The organism is Chlorogloeopsis fritschii PCC 6912, assembly GCF_000317285.1.
Classification (GTDB): domain Bacteria; phylum Cyanobacteriota; class Cyanobacteriia; order Cyanobacteriales; family Nostocaceae; genus Chlorogloeopsis; species Chlorogloeopsis fritschii.
The window spans coordinates 95,940-117,679 of sequence record NZ_AJLN01000015.1 but is presented as its reverse complement, the minus strand read 5'-3'; the positions used below and the strand labels follow the sequence as shown (position 1 = coordinate 117,679).

The following is a 21,740-nucleotide window of genomic DNA, read 5'->3' as shown; positions in this document are numbered from 1 at the left end:
TCCTCAGCCAGTTACTTCTAGCACTAAGCTCTTAATTACTTTGAACAAAGTTAAACAACCAATTCTTGGTTCTACTTCTATCTATCACCTTTCAGTTAAGGTTATTGGTATCAGTAAAGAGATTTCTGTAGGTGTAGCTCAGTTCCCAAATTTTTAATTTACAAATTTTGACAATTATCTTGAAAATTCATCTAGAATTTCATCTTAATTTCATCAACAATTGCCAAACTAATAAATAGGAGGAGTATACCTCCTTTGGTAAAAACCTTACCAACAGCTTAAAACTACCAACAGTAAGTAGACTATCTAATTTCCCCTAATTAGCTGCTGAATTAAGGGGGTTAGCTGATTATGGCTTTTCTACTCTATTGGGATGCTTCTGTTAGTATCATGTTCATTTATAAAGTATGAACCTCAACTTTAATACTTTCACTTGAGCTTTAGTTGACATAGTTAATTTATAGGAAATTAAATATGAAGGAATTATTGGTGTATAGCGCTACTTTAGCTCTGGCTAGCATGGCTCTGTTATCTCCTAGTTATGCAACTGCTAATACAGATGATGGTAAAGTTCCTCATATTGATGGAAATGCACAATTTCCGCTTACGCGCTGGCGAGTTGTTAGACATACTATTCGGCTACACGTTCCTAAAAATAGTAAAGCCCTTACCGAACTAAGTATTAACGTTCCTGACACCATAACTATCAGTAGTGATATCAAAAATATCAAGATTGTGGATGAAAAAGGACAAAAAATTAATGCAAATATTTCTGTTAATGATAGAAACATACAAATAGCTTTCGTTGAACCAGTTGCTTCTAACACCAAGTTTAATGTTGAACTAAAGAATGTTAAAAGGCAGTTTCTGGGAAATCGTTATATCTATCAATTATCGGCAAAATTTGTTGGTAGTGATGCAGAAATACCTATAGGTGTAGCTCAGTTTCAGCTCTATTATTAATGTCAATAGTTTGGGTTAACAAATTTACCCACTCTATACTAATTAATCAAATTAAGAATGTGGAATAACTTTAGTCTACATTATTTAGATTATTTACTGATAATAATATTCTTTTGCTCTACTTCATTAGATATTGAAAATGAGGATTATTTATAGTTTAGAGATACTCAAGAATTAAAAGATAAGTAATTGAATTGTAAAAAATATTCAACCTCAGCAAATTTTCACTCTAATTTCATTAACGTTTATCAAACTAATAAGTATAGAACTCAAAAATTTATTGTTTCGGAGAACAATGAAGATGAAAAATTTAATTTATGCAGGTGCTTTTACCCTAGCGATTACTTCTTTATTTTCCTCCGCTTTGGCAAGTGGAAAACCAGGCGATTTTAATGCTTCCCATCTGGTCAAAACTGCTGCTTACCCTAATGATACCACTGCGATAGATGCTACTCATAAGTTTGAGGTTCACGTTCAGGGAAAACCTTTGGCAGAACTAGGAATTGATTTACCGGAGGGGGTAATAATTAATGACGGAATTGAGGTAAAAAATCAATCTGGTGAAAAAGTTCCAACAACAGTTTCTATTAACGACAGAAAAGCGACAGTTGCTTTCTCACAACCAGTAGCTCCAGAGACGAAGATATCAGTTTTTATGAGAGGAGTGAATACTCCAAGATATGAACCAGGATATACTCCTAATTGGCAATACCAAGTCTACGCTAAGAAAGTTGGATTGAATGGAGAAATTCCACTTGGTCTAGCCCGGATTCAGACTTACCCTCTTTAAAGAGATTGACTGCTCATAAATTGAGCTACAGTTGTCAAGAAAGTAAGTAAACAGCTATAGGATGAGCAGGTAAATATTGCTCATCCTACTAATCTTTCTCAAAGTTTTTTATGAGGAATTTAATTTATACAGGTGCAGCATTTGTTATCGTAGCTGCTTTCATTTCCGCAGCTTATGCTAAAGACAACATAGGCAATTCCGATGTTTCTCATCTTGAAAGTGGCGTAGCATATCCCAGCAGTATCGGATTTCAAGGCGCTACGCATGAGTTTAAGGTTCATGTTCAAGGACAACCCTTAAAAGAACTAGTTATTGATTTGCCAGAGTTCTTAAGCATTAGTAAGGGAATTGAGGTAAAGAATCAATCTGGTGAAAAGATTGATGCTCAAGTTTCTGTCAATAACCGCACGGCTACAGTTGTTTTTTCCCAACCTGTGGAGCCTCAAACAACATTATTAGTTGAGCTGCAAGGCGTTAATACATCAATTCGTAACCACATTTGGCTGTACCGAGTCTATGGCAAAATGCCTAACTTAACAGCACAAATTCCTCTTGGTACAGTTCGGATACAAACCTACGGTCGTTAAATACTCATACTTGGCTTTCCAAGATTAGCTCACCTAATTATTAACACCACTCATTTTTGATTTGAGGGTTTTAGCTATGAAAATACTTATCATCCGAACTACATTTATTTTGGCGATTCCCTTAGGAATGGTTTTACTTCAGATACCATTAAGTTCTGCTGTCTATGCAAATGCAGATACCTCAAAAACAGGAGCATGTGAAAACATTCTCCCAGCAAGACCTACTGGCGGAGCTAGTTTAGCTAGACTCCTAGCTTTACAAAAGTGCTATAAAGGACTTCCAAAAACCACAGTACAACAATTTAGTAGTACAGGAGTATGTGCAAATATTCCCCCAGCAAGACCTACTGGTGGAGCTAGTTTAGCTAGACTCCTAGCCTTACAACAGTGCTATAAGGAAAATTCGCGAACCACCACTCCACCTAAATAGTATGAGGGTTTGTAAATACCTTCCCTCAGCAATATATGCTGGGGGACATACTATCAATAAACTCTAAGCTTTTTTCATTTCATCTACTTATGTTATCTTATTACATTTAATAGTAAATGCAAGAATACATCAACTACTTGAGGTAGTAAACACAACGCCTTTTTGTATTGCTAGTTTTTTTAGGCTACGTGAAGAGTAAGAGTGTTAAAAACGAAAAATCGGGTGTGACAAATAGCAGTCCACATCAAAGCTTTAACACACTTACCCCAGTTACAGGGGTTTGGTACAGTGGTGTTTTTGTGAGTAGATAATATTTGTAAATTCATAATTTTTAATATTCTAAATTTCACCTTGATTTCATTTTTATCTGTCAAGCTAAGAATTAGCTCAATAGTCTCCTTGCAAGAAAATTACTTTTTATAACTCCTCTAATTAACCTCACCCTATTTTTCAGCAAGCGAGTCTACTGAGTTTTTCCTTTATTAATTATCTTCTGCCAAGTCTCTAACCTACGTTAGAGCCTAATGGATTAGAGTCTTAAATTTTATTTTTAGCCTGAAAATTTCATTCTAATTTCATAAACCTCTGTCAACCTATTTTTAAAGGTAGAACCCTGTTCATAATTATGCTTGCTTCACAAATTTGCCACAAATCTCTAAATGATGAATTGTTTATGCGGGTGCTATTAGTTGAAGATGAACCAGATTTAGGTGCTGCTATTAAGCGAGCTTTAAATCAAGAAAAGTACGTAGTTGATTGGGTTACAGACGGTACTGAGGCTTGGGCATATTTAGAAAATCGTTGGACGCAATATACACTGGCTATTCTTGATTGGATGCTGCCAGGAATATCAGGCCTAGAGTTGTGCCAAAGATTACGAAAAAACAATAATCCTCTACCTGTTCTGATCCTAACAGCCAGGGATAGGATAGAAGACAAAGTTGCAGGGTTGGATGCGGGTGCAGATGACTACTTGGTGAAGCCATTTGGTATGGCGGAATTGTTAGCGCGGTTGCGAGCATTACAGAGGCGATCGCCTCACTTACAACCAAAGGAATTAACTGTTGGTAACCTAACTCTTGATTACAGCAGTAGTGCTGTTGTGAGTCAAAATCCTAATCGAGACAAACAGGTAATTCCTCTAACTAATAAGGAATTTCAGCTACTGGAGTATTTTATGAAGCATCCAAATCAAATTGTTACTACAGAACAAATTCGCAATCAACTTTGGGAAGTGAGTGCAGAACCTGCTAGTAATGTGGTAGCAGCTCAAGTACGTTTGCTACGCCGCAAATTGACAAATAGTGGCTGCACAAACCCAATTGAAACCTTACATGGTATGGGATATCGTCTAAATCTTACCGATGAACCAAAATAAACTGTTTAATCTGACTCGCGTTCGTTTAGCGCTGTGGTATGCGCTAGTCATGGCTTTTATCTTAAGCCTGTGTGGATTCGGCGTCTACAAAGCAGTATCTCATGCCCATTGGATAGCCTTAGACCGAGAACTAGAGTCTGTAGCAGGAACTTTGCATGATAGTATTGAACTAAAACTACAGCAACCCGGACGCTTGGAAACAGTCATACAGCAGCTTTTACCAAATATTTGCATGGTTGGTAATGATTGCATTCAACAGCAGCTAAATTCTAAGCGCCATACTTTAAGCGTTGTTAACCAAGGCTACTACTACGTACGCTTTTTCGATAACTCCGGACGCTTAGTTGCCATAGCAGGCTCTCCTCCAGAAGGACTTCCCTTAACCTTTAACAAGCAAACTTGGCAAACTCTTAAAGACAGCAAAGGCAGGCTTTATCACCAAGTTTCCTTTGTGCTGCACACCCAAGATAATCGAGATTGGGGATATATACAAGTAGGGCGAAGTCTCAATGACTTCAATAGTTATCTAGATGCCGTTAAATTAATTTTAGCTTTGGGATTACCAATAGCAATGGGTTTAGTTGGTGTTGCTAGTTGGTGGTTAGCAGGATTGGCAATGAGACCAATTTACCAATCCTATAGACAAATTCAACAGTTTACAGCGGATGCCGCACACGAATTGCGGACACCTCTAGCTGCAACAGGAGCAACAGTAGAGTCAGCGCTTTTGATGCCTCAGATAGATGAAGAAGAGGCACGGGATATGTTACGAACTATACAGCGTCAGAATCAGCGGCTCACAACTTTGGTTGCTGATTTGTTGCTCTTAGCTCGCTTAGACCGCCAATCGATGTCCATGCGACGTGAATTATGCTGCTTAGATGACGTTGTTAGCGACTTAATTGAGGAGTTTGCAGCAATGTCTAATGCGGCAGGTGTGTTGCTGACATCTTTAATACGAGTTCGTCAACCTGTAAATATTGTAGGGGATTCTGAGCAGCTTTATCGTTTAGTTTCTAACTTAATTGTCAACGCAATTCAATATACGCCACGGGGCGGAGAAGTAACTGTTGTCCTAGACCGCAGTGACCATTATGCTGTGATTCAAGTTCAAGATACTGGAATTGGCATTCCACACAATGAGCTTTCGCAAATTTTTGATCGCTTTTATCGGGTGAATAGCGATCGCTCTCGTAGTACTGGTGGTTCTGGATTGGGACTAGCTATTGCTATGGCAATTGTTCAGGCACACCAAGGCAATTTGAAAGTACAAAGCGAATTAGGTAAATGTAGCATTTTTACCGTCGAATTACCCTTTAATACCCCCCCGCTAAAAAGTTTTTGCTCTATTGAGCCTTTTAAAGGGCTATATCGTCGCCAAAGTAAACGCATCTAAATCTTCTCCATCAATGTAATACTGTTGTGGACGCCATAAGTTCCAGATTACGAGATTACTGTACTTTGCATACACGCCCTAGTTGGGGAGTAATAAGGCTCAAAGGGAGAAACTGGATTTGTCAAAAACATCTTGCGTAGTTTCGGTAAAGCTTTTCGCGCCTCTGACATACCTAAACCTTTAAGACATGAGATTTCTCTAATTCCGTCTAGGGTAAAACGTCCTTTGGTAGTAGAAGGGCTTATCCGTAGAAGATTCTCCTCCCCAGCAAACAGTTTTGCAATCCCTAGAGATGATGAACATTGCCCTAACATAAACAAATCAATGCTTTTAGTTGCCCAGTATAGCTTTCCAAACGGAAACCATTTTTCCCATCCAACATGTGGTGGAGAAGTTGTACAGCCAAGACTGAGTACGCGAAGCGATCGTGAATCCCAACCCAGGGTCCTAATTCTTCATAAAAGGTAAGGATTTCCCCAGCAGATAACCCTAACTCCAAACCTAAAGCTATAATTACACGCTTCAGTAGTGGACGAAACCATTACCCACAAAACAACCTCTGCCGAGAACTGCAACATTGGAATCCCTTTGTACGTAGGATTCAATTTTAATAGACAATTTTCTGAATCCTTGATTAAAATTCATTGGAACTAGGGCGTTTCGTGATTTCACCAACTTCTTTACCGTTGCAATAAACCCAGTTGGTGACGTAGCGTTCAGTGTCATGAAAGCCACTAAATTCAAGACTGTTACCAGAGTATTTATCTTTAAACCATTGTCCTGCTTCTTGTTCTGTATTGAATGTTCTAGCAGCGACTTCTTCTGGTGGAATATTCCAATTTGTATTGCTATATAAATCGCACACATAATGTGTCATAGCTGTTCCTCTCGCGTGAAAACTTGTGTTTTTATTATGGCATTTCCGGACTTTTAGTTAAATATTTGTCATCTTGAAAGCACTGCTGTTATGAAGTTTGGCTTTAAAATAGCGGTTGGAAATAGTTAAATTTACCTTGACATTATCTAATAGATATGACGAGATGTGTAGCTCAAAGATATATTATGGTAGTGAACGCAGACTCACAATTTGATACTTCATCCAGACCTAGCCAAAAATTAAAAAGTGTTAGTTTTACTATGATGCACTTTTATTAAAAATAAATATATGATTTAAGCGTAGTGAAGGATAATATTTGTTGCATCTTGTATACTAACTTTATATTGTGTAGCAAGTTTATTTATATTGGCTTCAGCAGCTGCATGAGCTTTGATAATTGCCTGAATAATATTTAGTGGGATATTAACCTTACAAGTTGTAACTACTGGTTTGGGTAAAGTTATTGCGCCAGGATGCATCAACTTCTATCCCACATCTACCATGATACTTGTACTGATGGTGGTTTTTGCTATAGCAGATACGTTTGATATGCAACCAGGAGTTGTATTCGTGGCTCTTGCAGCAAGCGTGGACAGTTTTATTGGTCTTAATATTATTGTTTTATACATCAATAAACTTCGAGTAATTTTACTTTTAATACTAAAGTTTTAGTCAGAAATCGAATATTACTTTGTTTTTTTAATTAGTCAGGTTTAGGATACTATAATTGCTTTTACAAGCAGAACTAACTTGATTTATTGCTAATATATAATTATACTATTCTATCAAAACTTTGGATTTAAGTTTGCCTATCTCAATTGGTTATCAAATTTAATAAAAAACCTGGATTTTAGTGATTGCTAATATGGCTCATACCAATAATAAAGGTAATAATTATATGTCTGGTAAAAATCAATTAAATAAGGATAATCAACAAAAACAAGTTAAGAAGAATATTAAAAGACTTGTAATTGTTACTGGTGACAAAGGTGGTGTTGGCAAGAGTACCTTTACGCGAGCCTTACTCCAACTTTATATTGATAAAAACCTTTGGTGTATTGCATATGATGCTGACCAACGTAATAATCAGCTACATCGACATTATGAAAAATATTCTGGCTTAATTCGTTGTATTAATGTTTTTGATAAGGGTAAAGCAGACCAGTTATTGATTGATTTGGAAGCAGATTATTTTCCACTAGTTCTGCTCGATTTGCCAGCACAATCTGGAGGTGTTTTTGAGTTATTTGTAAAGGAACTGTCCTTTTTTGACATCCTTGCAGATGAACTTGACTACAGAGTTACTATGGTATCGGTTATCAATCGACTTCGTGATTCTGTAAATATTTTAAAGGCTCTGTATAAAGAATGTTGTGGTGATAAAGTTGATTATGTAGTTGTTAAAAACCTGTTTTTTGGAGATGAAAATAAATTTGGTCGTTACACCTCATCTGATATACGTCATACATTACTTGAAAAAGGTTTAGTTGAAGTTTTGATGCCTGATTTGATGGATTATTGTTATGATTTTATCGATGATAATAGCTTAACATTTGGTCAGGCTTTATCAAAAGAATTCGGTGCTGCCATTTCAGTTCGAGCAAGAGTTGGCTCGTGGCTAAAAGATTTTGAAGAAAAACTTCAACCTGCTCATAAACTATTGGGATTGGATTCCGAGAAATTACCTGAGGGGGAATCACACGCAACAAGACTTGTAATTAAAGAAAAACCTATTAAACAGCAGTCTCAAGAGCAACCTCAAAAACCAGCATAGTATGTTTAGAAAGAGATTTGTGATTACGATTGGTGACTCTCGTGTTGGCAAGTCTACAGTTTCTAGATTGCTTTTAGAGTTGTACAAAAAGTATGAATTAAATATTCGTGCTTTCTACCACGGTCGATGTCCTGGTGACTTGTCTAATAAGTTATCAGTATATGATAAATTGGGCTTTCATATTAAGCATTTGGGACTTAATAGGGGTGATTCTGATGTTTTGTTAAATGAACTGGAGATGTTTTCAGAAATTGACTTAGCATTGACTGATATGCCAGGTCAAAACATATTAGATTTTTTCAGATTTGAGAAAGAGATATCTTTTTTAGAAAATTTAAATTATTTGGGCTATCGTACTACTTTTATACATCCTATTTCTAATCGTAGAGATTGTGTTAAATACTTACAATTGCTCTATCAGTTTGTTGATACTCAGGCTGATTATCTAATTGTTAAAAACCAATATTTTAGTAATTTATTTAAGTACTACGATAATACTGAAATCCAGAAAGACATTAGCAAATTAAAAGGAACAGAACTGATACTACCGAAGCTTGAGGATTACGTTTATCAAGAATTGGAAGATACAAATTTACCTTATTGTATGGCTATCACTACGGAGTCAGATATGCAAGTTCTATATCGTTCTATAGTATATAATTGGATAGAAAATTTTCATGATACTATCATGTATCACAGGGTTACTCCAGTGTATTTAGGTTTAAAAAGAGACAGAAGTGAATTAACTTAACAACAAGCTCATTTTTAGAATCTTTAGGATTTATATTATTTTTATTGTTTTATTTTAACTGGTTATTTTATGAGCAAACTTACAAATTTTTCTACAGAAAATAACCTTAATAAAGAGGAGTTAGAGAAAGAGAAAGAGTATATTGAGGAGTTGATAGCTAAGTCGGGAATGAAGCCATCCGATCCTTTGTTTAAGTTGTACGCTCAGATGGGTACTACTCAATACGCGATTATGCAGCTACCTGGCAAACTTGATACTGTGATAGCAGGCTGGACGTTGGAGGTTGATAAGACACTCAAGGATGCTGCTGAGGTAGCGATAGTCCAACAGAGGGGTGCGATCGCTAAAGCAGCCCAAGAGTTGATAAGGAAGCAAAATGCCAGTTCTTCTTTGACTAGTAGGTTAGATTCACTTGATGTTAGTAACTTTAAGCTAGCTCAAATTAGTCTTATTTTAGGTTGCGTTCTGGCGTTGGGTGTGGCTATAGGGGCTTTTACTTTCAATATGGCTATAGCTTCCCAATCTAGTGGTAAGTCCCCTGTTACAGCTAATCTTAAGCCTGAAGATGCCAAACTTCTAGAGTGGGCTAAATCTAAAGAAGGGCGTGATGCTCGGCAAATTTATAAGAGAAATGCTGGTATTATTCGGACTTGCCGCCAAGGTAAGAATCCTGGTGGCTGTATCATTGATGCTAGCAATCAAAAGTAATCACGCAGCAAAAAATTTATTTTTATCGCAATTAGGAGCAAATTCTTTCGCTTCTTTGTATGTTTTTTCGGTTAAATCTTCTGGACTAAGTATTCCCAACCTGAGAGCCTCACATACAGCTTTCCCCCTAGTGGGTTTATACTTTTCTGTTATCTCTCCTTCTTCTGGTTTGTCGAGTTTACTAATTATTCGGTGTGCGTGCGAGCGCACAGTACTAATTTCTAAGCAAAGCTTGTTAGCCATTTCTTCGTAGGTAAGCCCCTTGGCTAGTAATTTTAGTACATCGTATTCGCGCTTTGTGATTATTTCTCTAGGGATTTCGTTATTAAATTCCCACATAGCTTCTGCTACTATTGTGTGTATATTTGGATCAATCCAAGATTCACCTTTGTAGGTAGTTAAAACTGCCTCGACGATTTTATTTTCTTCATTGCTTTTACTAAAAAAGGAAGTTGCTCCTTTCTTGAACACTTCTTTTATTGCCTTCTTGTCTCGGTTTGCTGTTACGATGATAATCTTAATTTTATTTAAATAAATATTTCTAATTTGTTCAACTACTTTTATTCCACTTACATCAGGTAGCCCTACATCAACAATTACTACATCTGGATCTGTATTTTTAATTATACTTAGGGCTTCTTTTCCGTATCCTGTTTCCCCACAAACCTTAATTTGGTTCGTTCCTTCTAATACAGCTTTTAAACCTAGTCTGAATATATTATGGTCTTCAACTAGGACAGTTTTGATAGGTTTCATATTCTAAATATACTTTTTATATACGTAACACTACTTATATCATTCTTTTGAAATCAGTGCTAAAGCTTAATAATATTCATACACAACTAGCTATTAGTTTAATTATTTTTTTATATTTATACAAAAATTAAAGAAACAGGAGAATCTTAAAGTTTTAATTAACTCTAATTTATAGCTTATTTTAGTGTTATTTCTGAGGTAACTACTGACTGTGTGATGTTTTGATAGTTGCAGCAGTGTTTATATATAGTTTTTGTGCTGTATAAAATTCTGGTAATTGGCAGGAGGCGCAATCAAATTGTTGCAAGGATTGTTGATAGCTTGCAGCAGCCAAGTTATATGGTGATTACTAAGTCTACTATTCCCAATACTTTGGAAAATATAGACTTGATAGTGAATGCCACTTTTAAATTAGCGACTGTTTATTGTCCCGGTAAGCCAGTTATCAAGGTTGTGCAATCAGCAGATGATTTGAATTGTGCTTCTGACTTTGATGATTTTTTAGTGTATCCTTTTGCACCGTTTGAACTTTTGCGGCGGGTGGATTTATGTCTTTGCAGGCATACTGATTACCTCCGAAAGCTTCCCCAGTATTTAGAGATTTTGTCCCATGATGTTTACCACCCTTTGAAGGCAGTTAACTTTGTCTTGGGTTTGGCAAAGGCGGGTAATTATAGTCATAGTCCTGAGCAGTTACATTCTGTACTAGATACTTCCTGCTCTACTATTACCACTGCTTTGGGTATTCTTGCCGAGTTGAAGAGTGAGTTAAGCTTTTTATCAGGTAGCAAGATTGAATCTATCAATATTTCTAAACTTTTACATTCTATCCACGCTCAGTTTCTCGACTATGCGATCGCGCAGTATATAAACTTTACCCTGTTGGTTGAGCCTGAAGCCATTGATATATGCATATACGCAAACTATAACCATCTTTGGCGGATGGTTTGTAACTTGGTTGTTAATGCTTTTAAGTATACCAAGTGGGGCGGTTTTGTTAATATCAAGCTTGATAGCCAAGTAGCTGGTTTCCTCCGCTTGACGGTTCAAGATACTGGTATGGGTATGACTCCAATGCAGTTGCAGCAGTTGAATGTTGATTTGGGAGGAATTTTTCTAGAAGATTCTTTTTCTATTATCTCACCAGAAGTACTCCCCACTGTGGATATTTTTGCAGCAAACGGGAAGCGCTTTACCCAACAGAAATCTTTACAAGCAACGGGCGATTTGGACACAAAACGTTCTCGTAAACCATATGAACGGATTAGCCAGTCTGCTAGTTCCTTTATGCTTAATGGTACTGAATCTCATGTGACTCCTGTAGGTTTGGGCTTGCGTACAGTTAAGTATGTTGCAGATTGTTACCAAGCTAGTGTAAGCGTGTCTTCCAAAGTTGGAGAAGGCTCAAAATTTTGTGTAATCTTTAATTTAGAGGCGAATTTTCAATGTTATTCTACGTGTAAACACTTAACTTGTGGATAATACTCTTACGATGGAAAAACCTGAAAAAAAAAGACGTGGTTGGATATTATTATCGATAATATTGTGAATTTCTCCAACCTATTCGATATTACCTGGCTATTTTTTTGTGGTTTTAGCCTTCAATCATTATTTTTTATTATTAATTTTTTGGTAGGGCAGCTTACCGTCGATACTGACTATTTTAGATTGGTTTACTGTATCGTTATGGCTTGGATTACCTTTCCTAAGAATAAGATACAGAATAGATATATTTTTATTGTTTGTGGGTTTTTGTTCGGTATCTTGGTAGGAATAATTTAATTAAGTAGAAAGCAGAAGGCAGAAGGGAAAAGGCTTATCCTATCTACTTTTTTAGCGTGTGCATTTTATGTTTAATTATGTCTACCTACTTAATTATTCAAGCTCTTTCTCAGAATCCTGAGTTTGTTGCTGAACTTGTTTATGGCGGTTTTGCTTTTCAAAGAGTAACTTAAACCGCTCAAACTCTTCTTGAGTAATATTATTTACTATAATAATATAACTAGGATCATTATGACTTTTGGAAGCTACTAGCGCTTCTTGATTTTCTAAATCTGAATTTCTATCAAGAAAGAGGGTATTTGAATTATCTTCCAGTTTGATGCTAGCTGTGTACTTGTCACCCTGATAAACTATCGACCTATTTTCTGGCTTTCCTTCATTACTTAATACTTCTAAAAGTTTAGGAATTATTATTTGCTGAACATCTGAATGGTTAGCAATTACTACTTTTTTATCCTTAGTAATGGCTTCATTTTTACCATTTTTGTCATCATCTTTTTTATCGGTGCTGGAGGTTTGGCTTTCTATAGCAGTAGTTGTACCTTGGGCTTGATTTTGCTTTCCAGATTCAAAATTCTGGAAATTAATTGGCTCCATACTTTCGATACTGACTTGGGAAAGCATTACTTTTTCATCATGCATTGCGCTTGCTTTTTGAAAAAGTGCTTGTTTGGCTTTTTCTTCTTGCTCTGGGGTAACTAACCCAATTTCTTGTGCTTTTTTAGAAACACTTTCGTCTGTAATGCCGTATTTATTAATTAATTCCTGTAGGTTAGCATATGTCATTGCTTTTGTCATTTTTGTCATTATTTACCTCTCTATTAGTTCTTTTTTAACGTCTTGGAGACTATTTTCAATTCGGAAGTACATAAACCTAAAGTCGTTTATAACTTCTTCATTTAGATTATTTACTTGGATTTTATTTTCTCGAATATATAACAGCACATTATTATCTTTGTCTTTAATTAAATATGTTTGTTCTTGTGCTTTAGTTGCTATTTGATAATTTTTATAACTTTCAGTTTTAACACTCATTATACCGTTAACATCTTCTTGACCCAAGGTTTTAGCAACTTTTTGGGCAAGCTTTGTAATTTCATTAATTTGCTGTAGTTCCCTAATATCACGTGACATAGCTTTGAAAGCTTTTTCAAGATTGAAACTGCTGTCAGTTTTATACTGGTTAGTTACTTCTTGAATTCGATTGATGTATTTTTCTGTTCTACCTAATTTTTTGGCAGCTTCATACCAATTCTGGAGGTTTTGAATAGTACTTTGTTTAATGGTATTAAGAGTCTTATCTATTGAGCTAGTGTGACTATTAGCTGGTGTTAGTGATAATGATTGTTGAATAGCCGCATTTAGAGTTTGCGGACTCTGAGTTTGATTTTTAAGAGTGAAACTTGTTTGTTCTGTTTCCTTTGGCGTTGGCTGTGGTGCTTGGTTGGAAGTAAGCTGTATTGCTTCTGCTAATTGATTTTCTACTACCTGTGAATTAATATTTTCTAGTGCTTTGGTATATCCTTGAGTTAATGCGCGGATGTAGGCTGATTCTAATCCCTTTCCTTCCCAGAAATTTTTTGTCCCACTGGATACTAAATAGCTGCACTGTTTTAGCCATTCGACACCTCCCCTTTGGGTTACAGCTTCCATAAGTTCGGGGTATTGTTCAAATCTTGTTTGCAGTATTTCTGCCATTAGCTGTACTCTTGGTTCGCCTAGAGGCAGAGTTTCCTTGTAGGCATAAAAAGTTTGTTCTGCTGATAGGAAAGGTTGTCCCTCTAGTTTCGATTCGGTATAAGTTTCCGGCCCGTAGTTTCCAGCCGGCATTGCTTTATTATCCCGGAAGGATACCGGATACTCCTTATCTGTGGTGCCGATTTGTTTTGCCTTGACCGTGGTGCTGGTGAGCACTCCTCCCAGAGGATCGGGACTGCGGGAGGATAAGTTAATGCCGGGGGCTATTGTTTTGGATTGCGAGGTAGCGGGAGTAGGGGAGGTAGGTACATCCTGACTGTTATCTTGGTTTTTCTGATAGGCAAGTCCTATTTGTACGATTTCGGCTACCGCTGCTTGCAGCCCTGGGGCTTTGCTTTCCCGGTTACCTGCAATGTTGAGTGTTTGAATGTTGTTTTTCTCAACAAAATCACGCAGTTGTCGTGCGGCGGTGGGCTTGTCGTTAAGTGCAGTTTCGGTGGTTACATGCAGTATGGGTTTGCCCATATCTTGTGCAACTTTGACTGTAAACTTACTCCCAGGACTGTTGATATTGCCGAAGATTGCAGTACCATCAGAGTTGCGAATATTTTCGATAGTGCGCTTGTTGTATGTTTCGACAGCCGTACTCCCTTTTTCTCCCTCAATGAGTCCGTACTTTTGAAGGTTGGGATTTGCGCCGTTTTCCGTTACCCATCCCGCAGCAGCTGTACCTCCGGTGGGCAATCCTAATAATGCAGCACCAATAAGACCGCCCATATCAGCGCCTGTCTGCCCACCACTAATAACCGTGTTGGGTTTTTTATCAGGTTCGGCGATTTTATTTACTTCTGGTTGTATTTCTTTTGGTGTAACTGTGCTAGCAATGCTTTCCTGGGTTGATTGTGTTGCAGTTTGTACATTAGATTTTTCGATAACATTGGCATAAGCTTCCGACAGCGCCCTGATAAATGCGGATTCTTTACCCTTACCCTCCCACTGTTTATCCTGGGCACTAGTTATACTGGTGAGGCAGTGCGTTGCGGTGAGGCAGTCCATTGCGGGGGTTCCCCCCGTTGTAGGAACTGCCGAACCCGTAAGGGGTGTTTCCCCCCAACCCCACTCCGTGGGGGCCCCAAAGCCCCCCGTTGTAGCAACTGCCGTACAGTTTTCCAGCCACTCGGCTCCCCCGCGTTTGGCGATCGCCTCAATTAGCCGGGGGTGTTGTTCGAGTTTAGCCTGAAGTACTTCCACCATTAGCTTGTATTCATCGGCTGATGGATTCAACTGCTTTTGGTGGTTAAATGCGTGTTCTGCAGATGTGTATGCTAGCCCTTCAGGTTTTTGGACATGGGTTTCTACTCCATAACGTCCAGCTGCTGCTTCTGGGTTGTTATTAAATGAAACTTGGTAGTCGTTTTGCAGTTTCCCTTGTTCTTTGGCTAGTGCAGTGGCGTTGGCAAGTGCTGCTCCTAGCCCATCGTTGGAGTCAGGACTAACATTAATAGGTGTTGCAGTTTGCTTCTGGACGGTTGGGAACGGAACAATCTTGTCGTTGACATAATCCCCCAGAGGTTCCATGAACAACCCATATATTTTGCTTTTACTCGCTTGGGTTTGGGTCAGTTCTTTGACTGAATGTTTCTCCCAGTTCGCCCAGGCTTTGGTATACGCTGGATTTTGAATCATTTGGGGGGTAATTTCGTATTGTTTGCCCACACGGAATGCTACCTGTTCACCATTCTTACCAAGGGCGATCGCAATATCTCCCTCTTTGATACCATAAGTTTTTTGGTAGTCCACACCTCTGGTGGTGTGTACTCTACCGTACCCGCGCATGGCATCGATAGTCGTGTTGACTGGTACTTTGTCAGGTTCGCCGTGCGTGTGTAGCGAGTAAACCATTGGTACTGGTTTACCAGATATAGTAGGATTTTCTGGAATCTGGGGATTTTGAGCGCGTGCTGCGGTTTGATTGCCAATGGCAATAAGTTCTTCGACGATTGGTTGCTTTGGGGTATTGGGAAGGGGTGCGTTTCGAGTGGCATTTTTGAGGTCAGTATAGCTACGCTCTACTTTTATTTCGCCGCCAGGTGTCCATTCGTTACTCTTGATAGTCAGGTCATCGTTACTGTTAATTACTGCACGAGGGGGTTGGTTTGAGGCGAGGAAATTTTCAAACTTTTGGCGAACACTATTCTCCCTACCGAGGTCATTTTTAATTGACCAGATGTTGATAGACCATCTCTTGGCTTCAGTATTGATAGCGGCGTGTTCGTTTTTGCAGTTAAACCGTGTTACTGTACCAGATTCAAGTTTAAACTCTTGGTAGGTCGCGTTTTTATTTTCTTCTCTAGTCCATGCCATTTGCTCCTTGGCAGCGCGATATCCCCACTCGGAGTTACCAATATTGATGCTGCGGGCTTCCGTTGCGGCGTATGAGTCATCGCGGTGGTAATTAATGCCAGCGCCGGGTTGCTCTGAGTAAGTCACTAGCACGATATCTGCATCGGGGTAAACCTGCTTCACAAGTTGCATTAACTTGTCGTCTTGTACTCCGCTCTTGAAATCCTTGTCTTTTAAGTCCCATTTGGCACCAACCCAGGCTACTTGTCTACCAGGTGCATAGTTTGATTTATCGGTTTCAAGTACTGGTTTGATGTAGGTTTCGAGATGCGATCGCAGTTGTTCGACTTTTTCGCTCGCGATAACACCCATAATTTCGATGGGCTTAGTATGGTCTGCTTCTTGAGTTGAAGGGAGTACAATTCGTTGTGCAGCAACTTTGCCTTCAATAGATTCTTGTCTAATAGACTGGGCAGTCCAGGTTTGAGTATTTTGTGTTAATGGAGAATTGGGATTGCTGGCGCTGGCGATCACATTCCTTTCATTCCTTATATTGCTTGTTGTCGCTTGGTTATCCAGATTGTTATTGAATGGCTTATTTACTACTAATTGCAGATTTTGAGTGTTATTTTCTTCTATACCAACAGGTTTTGCAGGTGCAATTGGCAGGGGTATCTCTTCCTGACTTAATAACTTGGGACGATTCGGGAGTGATTGAAGTACCTGTTTGTACTCGCTTTGTTGTGGTGTAGAGCTTATTTCTAGTAGGCTACCTTGTTCTTCTACCTTTTGATTAAGCTCATTACTTAATTGTTCGTATTGGTCAAATCCATCTACTTCACCAATATTGATAGCTTCTCCTAAGAGAGTTTTTAGATTTTCTTCCAATTCACTACTGACTGTATCTTTCTCAAGAATAAGTATAGCTATACTGCTATCTTCTTCAATAATGTAATTACTATTTGCTCCTTTAGACTCTAACCAATAGTTGACAGCATTAACATCTTGAACTGGTACTACTAATCCAATCGCTTCTTTAGTAACTTGTGAGTTATTTTCTAGAGTATACTGCTGGTTGGGGTTGCTAAAATATATGGTTTGTTCTGGAATGATTGGAGCAGATAGTGGTGGAGTAACATTACTCTTGATACCGCCAACTCTTTCTATAAATTGTTCTTTTATTTCGGGAGGAATTGTACTTTCATCTAGCATGAATACTGTCATGCCTTTTTTGGTTTCCAATCGGCTTTCTAATTTGGGAACTTGCTCGTATTTTATTCTTACTCTTTCTATAAATTCTTTTGTAACTTCAGCTTTTTTACTATCAACAGCTAACCCAACTAATCCTACTAATTTATCTTCTTGACTCTGAAACATAAGAGTAGGACGTTCGGTAATTTTATCAAATAATTGGCTATTTTTTTGTTCTACTGGTGATACTTCTTTTTGTTGTTCAATTAATTGATAACGTTTAATCCAGTTTTTGGGATATTGTACTGATTCGGGGTTAATAGTTAATTTGCAGGTAGTTTCATTGCTTGTGATAACAACAGGTATGGTTGTTTGAACTTTGTTCTCATTAATTATACCTGCTCTAATTAACTGTTCTGGTACGCTAGGTGTTTTATTGTATTTACTTTTTCCTTTATATACCCGCTCGCTATATTGACCGATAATTCCTAGTGATTTATCGCCGATTTTAGCAGTGTAATAGCAGAGTTTATCATAAGCCTTAATATTTATAAATAGTTCTTGACTTTTGAATTCTTTATCTTTAAACTTATCATCTATTTCTATTCTTACAAGCTTTCCTTCTGGTGTTTCTCCAATAGCAAATGCATTTTTACCTGTAGTAATACTGGTAATTTTTAACTTTAATTGCTGTCCCTTCTGACCGGGCTTTTCTGCCAGCCATCCTGCTTCTATTCCTACCTTTACTGATTCTTTAGAAAGAGTACCTAATTTCTCTTCTTTACTACCATTTTGAAAGGTGATAACATAATCTTCTCGTTCAAGTTTACCTTGAACCATGGTTAAATTTACTTGCTCGCCATTAAACCTTTGGTCTTTATATTGAAATTTTTGTAATTCTTTTGCCTCGAAACTTACTTCGGGTAGTCCAAGTATTTTTGCTGTAACCGTGGCTGTATATACTTCACCCTTTTCAATAATACCAGTTGCTGTTGTACCGATGGGGAGCTTGCCATCGGTGGTGTTGATGTTAGCGAAGGTTTCATAATCTCCTGTTTCTGGGTTTTTGATCTCGATGACATCTTTAATGACAGTATTACCTTTATTGTCTACTTGTTCGCTAATATTAAATCTAATTTCTTGAAGTTGACCCTGGTTTTCTGGCTTGATTATTTCACTTGTACGGTTATAACCTGTAAGGGTAAATTCAGTAAATTGAAGTGTATCTACCTGTTTAATAATTTCATCAATGAAGGTAGCAAATACAAAATTTGATACTTTCTTTTGTCTTTCCACTTCTTGTTCAACTTCACTTTGACCTTTGGAATTAGAAGCTTCACGAGTTGTTGATACTGCCCAGGTAGCAGCAGCCATTGTTAGCTTTTGGTCATCAGGAATCGAATTATAGAAATCTTCGGCTATTCGGTAAGCTTTTTGGTACATCAACTTAATTTGTCCTTCACTCAGTTCAGGTTGGAAGGATATCTTGGTTGATGTAATTTCTTGGTTGGGTATAATTCCCAACTCTTGAAGTTTGGCTTCTTGCTCTTTGAATACAGTTCCTAACGTTCTAAACTTGGGTTTACTATTTTCAGTTTCATCGTTAATTTGAGCGTAGACTCGATATCTGTGGGGCTTATCTTTAGAGCATTTTTCGGCTGGTATTTCTGATACTTTTAAGATAATTTTTTGTGCGTTCCAGATTAAAGGATGATCGTATCTGAGGAGGTTTGTAACATCAAGTTTCTTACCATGCCCTATATCGATACTTGCTGATGGCCCTTTTTCTACCTTTTTGCGCTGGCTGTAACGTGTAGCGTTGTTGAACTCCCTATCAAATTCTCTTTTGGCAAGGTTAGCTTGCAGGCGTTGTTCGTATGTAAATTCTACTCCTTTGAATAGGTTTGAAAATTGAGCTAGTTCACGTGATTCTAGTTGTGCTTTCTCAAAGTACTGGTTAACCTTACTGATAAGGATTTCAACTGGCGAGTTACCTGTTGGTTTAATAGTACTGTCGAGGTAAAAATCTTTTTTCTTATCTCTAATATAGTTGACTTCCCGGTGGAGAATCCGACTGTTGTTGCGGATAATCTCTATTTCCGGATTTTTAGCACTTTTGAAGAGGTCAACCGCAATTTGGTTTTGAAACGCTGCTGCTGCAATCATTTCCCGATACATTCGGGTGTTGATGCCCATTGCAAAGAGTGCAGTTGCCTGGGTTAGGGGTTCTTGCCGAACAGTTTGGATAAACTCTTCCATATAACCGCGATACTTATCAGGAACTTCCTTACCTTTGATACCCTTGGATTTTGCCCAGGCTTCTGTCTTGAATAATTCTTCGTAGTGTTTAGCTACTTGCTGTACGTACTCTATTTGGTCTTTCTCGCTACCAAAGTTTTTTAGAATTGTAATTTCTGACTCTAACGCTTCAATTGACGTAAGATGATTGTTGATAATACCGACGCTAATGCCATCACTCATGTGGATGGCGATTTCTTCAAACTCCGGCTGGCTACCATCTTCCTGATAAAATGACTGTTTCTTGAGTTTGACAGTTGGCTCGTAAGCGTTTTCGGGTAGGTTACGCTCAAGAGCCTCTGCTGTAAGGTTGGGGTACTTGGTTGCTTGCTCAAATCCTATATAATCACCATCATAGTCGCGTGCCTGCCTCTCTTGTTCGGACTCTTGAGGAAGAATTTGTAACTCATAACCAGCTGATTGAAGTTCTTTAATATACTCATTAAACCTGTTAATAAACTCTATTTTGTCTTTGGTTTCGAGCTTACCAATATTTTTATCTAAGTAATTTTCAATACCTTCCAACTGTACATTTTTACCTTGAGCTTTTGGGAGGATAGATAAAAGTTGTTTGTTGAGGCGGTTGTAAATGCGATCGCTTGTTTCATCCGAGACGGCGATAACACCTGCAAGAGGTTTGCCATCGGGGCCAAAGATATCTTCTACTATTTTGTTGGTTGAGACGCACAGGCCATTAGAGTTTAGGAAGGGTGAGCGGAAATTGAGTACCTCCTCACCATCTTGGTAATGAGGAATGCAGACTTCACCATCTCTTAGGTCTTTTGACGGGATGACCATCGCCCGCTCAAAAGTGAGGGTTTTTCCAACGGAGATATCTTGCCACTCGCCTTGGACAAATCGAGCTAGTTCTCTTTGGATTTTCTCAGTTTCTAATAGTTGTCCCGACCCTTCGAGGTCTTTTTTGATGAGCTTGTAAATGCTTGTGTCAGTTGCTAACCGTTCTTGCAGCTTTTCAAATTCTTCGGTTACTTCTGGGTTGATGGTTGCTTCTTCCTCCAATTGGGCGGCTTGTTGTTCCAGGAAGGCTTTACGTTTTTCGTATTTCTCGCAATAGAGTTGGGCTATCTTGCGCGGGTCAGCCAACGCTTCTTTGAGTTTTGCTGCTTCGAGTTCTACCGTTTCAGCAAAATCCTTTAACCCATTGGGAAAGGATGCAATCATTTGAGAGATAGCAGTCTTACCTAACTCAGACTGAGATTTTTCCCCCAGCCAGATTTTTTGGCGATACAGCCCAGGTTTTATTTGAGGTTTGCTTGGCCCGTTGGGGTTATCTTTATCGGTTCCCTTGAAAGCTGATAAGGGAAGAATCAGGTCAACTTTAGCTTGGTTATTAGGATCTTGATAATTGAGGATCTGGTCGAGGTTAGCCGGGCGTACAGTACCCTTTCCAAACCTAAATTTGCCATCTTCACCATCTTTATCCGTCCAACCAAAGCGGTGCTGGATAACCCGGTACTGGTTGCCTTCTTGGTGTCCGGTTAGCTGGTGGTATAACTCTGTGGAGATTTGTCCGTAGCAGTCCCCAGTGAGGTGGTAGGCTTGGTTATTGTCGATAATGCCACCATTTTCCCCGGTAGTATCATCCACGACGAGGACATTTAATTCTGTGGCGATCGCATTTTTACACGAACCGAGGAATATTGATCCATAAGCACCCCTGTCTTTGCTATCAGGACATAACTTGCTTATAGTTTCAAGACATTCCTCTGGGGCGTATAATAGTCGGCTTTTTGATGATAGTAATAGTTTGTGTCCTTCTGGGTGATTTTTTAATTGGTCTGCGGTAGCTTTCTCGTCCATATGTCCAAACGAGAACTCCACATTTGGGAAAAAGTATTCTAGTAGGCTATTTGTCAACTCCTCTTTCAACAGGGAGTCTGGATTGCTTGGATTGTTATCGGTATGAATCCACTGATTTAGACGAGTGTCGAAATGTTTTGCCTCGATAACCATGCCTAAGTATGAAAGCTTTCCCACTCGATTTTATTTTTTATAAA

15 protein-coding genes are annotated in these 21,740 nt (G+C 38.3%); 10 read left to right on the top strand and 5 right to left on the bottom strand.

The window, feature by feature from the left end; translation table 11 throughout:
* The first annotated feature begins 474 nt into the window (after positions 1 to 474).
* The 6 genes from UYC_RS0100735 (at position 475) to rppB (ending at position 5,544) form a co-directional block, all read left to right on the top strand.
* A complete protein-coding gene (locus tag UYC_RS0100735; RefSeq protein ID WP_016877479.1) occupies positions 475 to 963 on the top strand; it encodes a DUF2808 domain-containing protein in 489 nt (162 codons plus the stop codon).
* Between the two features lie 301 nt (positions 964 to 1,264).
* On the top strand, positions 1,265 to 1,753 hold the full coding sequence (locus UYC_RS0100730) for a DUF2808 domain-containing protein (protein ID WP_016877478.1): 489 nt from the start codon (positions 1,265 to 1,267) through the stop codon (positions 1,751 to 1,753).
* Between the two features lie 110 nt (positions 1,754 to 1,863).
* The gene (locus UYC_RS0100725) at positions 1,864 to 2,340 is read left to right on the top strand and encodes a DUF2808 domain-containing protein (protein ID WP_016877477.1); all 477 of its coding nucleotides are present in this window, start codon (positions 1,864 to 1,866) and stop codon (positions 2,338 to 2,340) included.
* 76 nt (positions 2,341 to 2,416) lie between these two features.
* The gene (locus UYC_RS0100720) at positions 2,417 to 2,770 is read left to right on the top strand and encodes a hypothetical protein (RefSeq protein ID WP_016877476.1); all 354 of its coding nucleotides are present in this window, start codon (positions 2,417 to 2,419) and stop codon (positions 2,768 to 2,770) included.
* Positions 2,771 to 3,443: 673 nt separating this feature from the next.
* Positions 3,444 to 4,148 carry a two-component system response regulator RppA gene (gene rppA, locus UYC_RS0100715; RefSeq protein ID WP_026087657.1) on the top strand — a complete coding sequence of 235 codons (705 nt, stop codon included), beginning with the start codon at positions 3,444 to 3,446 and terminating at the stop codon, positions 4,146 to 4,148.
* Positions 4,135 to 5,544: a two-component system sensor histidine kinase RppB gene (gene rppB / locus UYC_RS0100710; RefSeq protein ID WP_016877474.1), complete on the top strand. Its 1,410-nt coding sequence runs from the start codon at positions 4,135 to 4,137 to the stop codon at positions 5,542 to 5,544. Before rppA ends, rppB begins: the two co-directional genes overlap by 14 nt.
* A gap of 634 nt (positions 5,545 to 6,178) precedes the next feature.
* On the opposite strand, the gene UYC_RS0100705 is transcribed toward rppB, so the two are convergent.
* Both UYC_RS0100705 and UYC_RS39265 read right to left on the bottom strand, forming a co-directional pair.
* Positions 6,179 to 6,421: a hypothetical protein gene (locus tag UYC_RS0100705; RefSeq protein WP_016877473.1), complete on the bottom strand. Its 243-nt coding sequence runs from the start codon at positions 6,419 to 6,421 to the stop codon at positions 6,179 to 6,181.
* A 293-nt stretch (positions 6,422 to 6,714) separates the two neighbouring features.
* On the bottom strand, positions 6,715 to 6,900 hold the full coding sequence (locus UYC_RS39265; RefSeq protein ID WP_016877472.1) for a hypothetical protein: 186 nt from the start codon (positions 6,898 to 6,900) through the stop codon (positions 6,715 to 6,717).
* Positions 6,901 to 7,286: 386 nt separating this feature from the next.
* Between UYC_RS39265 and UYC_RS0100690 the strand changes: the two genes are divergently transcribed.
* The 3 genes from UYC_RS0100690 to UYC_RS0100680 all read left to right on the top strand — a co-directional run bounded on the left by UYC_RS0100690 (position 7,287) and on the right by UYC_RS0100680 (position 9,654).
* Positions 7,287 to 8,195, top strand: coding sequence for a P-loop NTPase family protein (locus tag UYC_RS0100690; RefSeq protein ID WP_016877470.1), 909 nt, complete (start codon positions 7,287 to 7,289; stop codon positions 8,193 to 8,195).
* Between the two features lie 19 nt (positions 8,196 to 8,214).
* A complete protein-coding gene (locus tag UYC_RS0100685; protein ID WP_235083041.1) occupies positions 8,215 to 8,946 on the top strand; it encodes a hypothetical protein in 732 nt (243 codons plus the stop codon).
* 69 nt (positions 8,947 to 9,015) lie between these two features.
* Positions 9,016 to 9,654 (top strand): DUF6753 family protein, encoded by a 639-nt coding sequence (locus UYC_RS0100680; RefSeq protein ID WP_016877468.1) that lies wholly within the window; start codon positions 9,016 to 9,018, stop codon positions 9,652 to 9,654.
* Here the strand turns inward: UYC_RS0100680 and UYC_RS0100675 are convergent, their stop codons facing one another.
* The gene (locus UYC_RS0100675) at positions 9,655 to 10,410 is read right to left on the bottom strand and encodes a response regulator transcription factor (protein ID WP_016877467.1); all 756 of its coding nucleotides are present in this window, start codon (positions 10,408 to 10,410) and stop codon (positions 9,655 to 9,657) included. It abuts the gene before it with no gap.
* Between the two features lie 255 nt (positions 10,411 to 10,665).
* Between UYC_RS0100675 and UYC_RS0100670 the strand changes: the two genes are divergently transcribed.
* Positions 10,666 to 11,892, top strand: a complete 1,227-nt coding sequence (locus UYC_RS0100670) for a sensor histidine kinase (protein WP_016877466.1) — start codon at positions 10,666 to 10,668, stop codon at positions 11,890 to 11,892.
* A gap of 393 nt (positions 11,893 to 12,285) precedes the next feature.
* Here UYC_RS0100670 and UYC_RS0100665 read toward each other — a convergent pair whose 3' ends face one another.
* Positions 12,286 to 12,999, bottom strand: a complete 714-nt coding sequence (locus UYC_RS0100665) for a hypothetical protein (RefSeq protein ID WP_016877465.1) — start codon at positions 12,997 to 12,999, stop codon at positions 12,286 to 12,288.
* A 3-nt stretch (positions 13,000 to 13,002) separates the two neighbouring features.
* A complete protein-coding gene (locus tag UYC_RS0100660; RefSeq protein ID WP_016879193.1) occupies positions 13,003 to 21,696 on the bottom strand; it encodes a YpsA SLOG family protein in 8,694 nt (2,897 codons plus the stop codon).
* Positions 21,697 to 21,740: the final 44 nt, after the last annotated feature.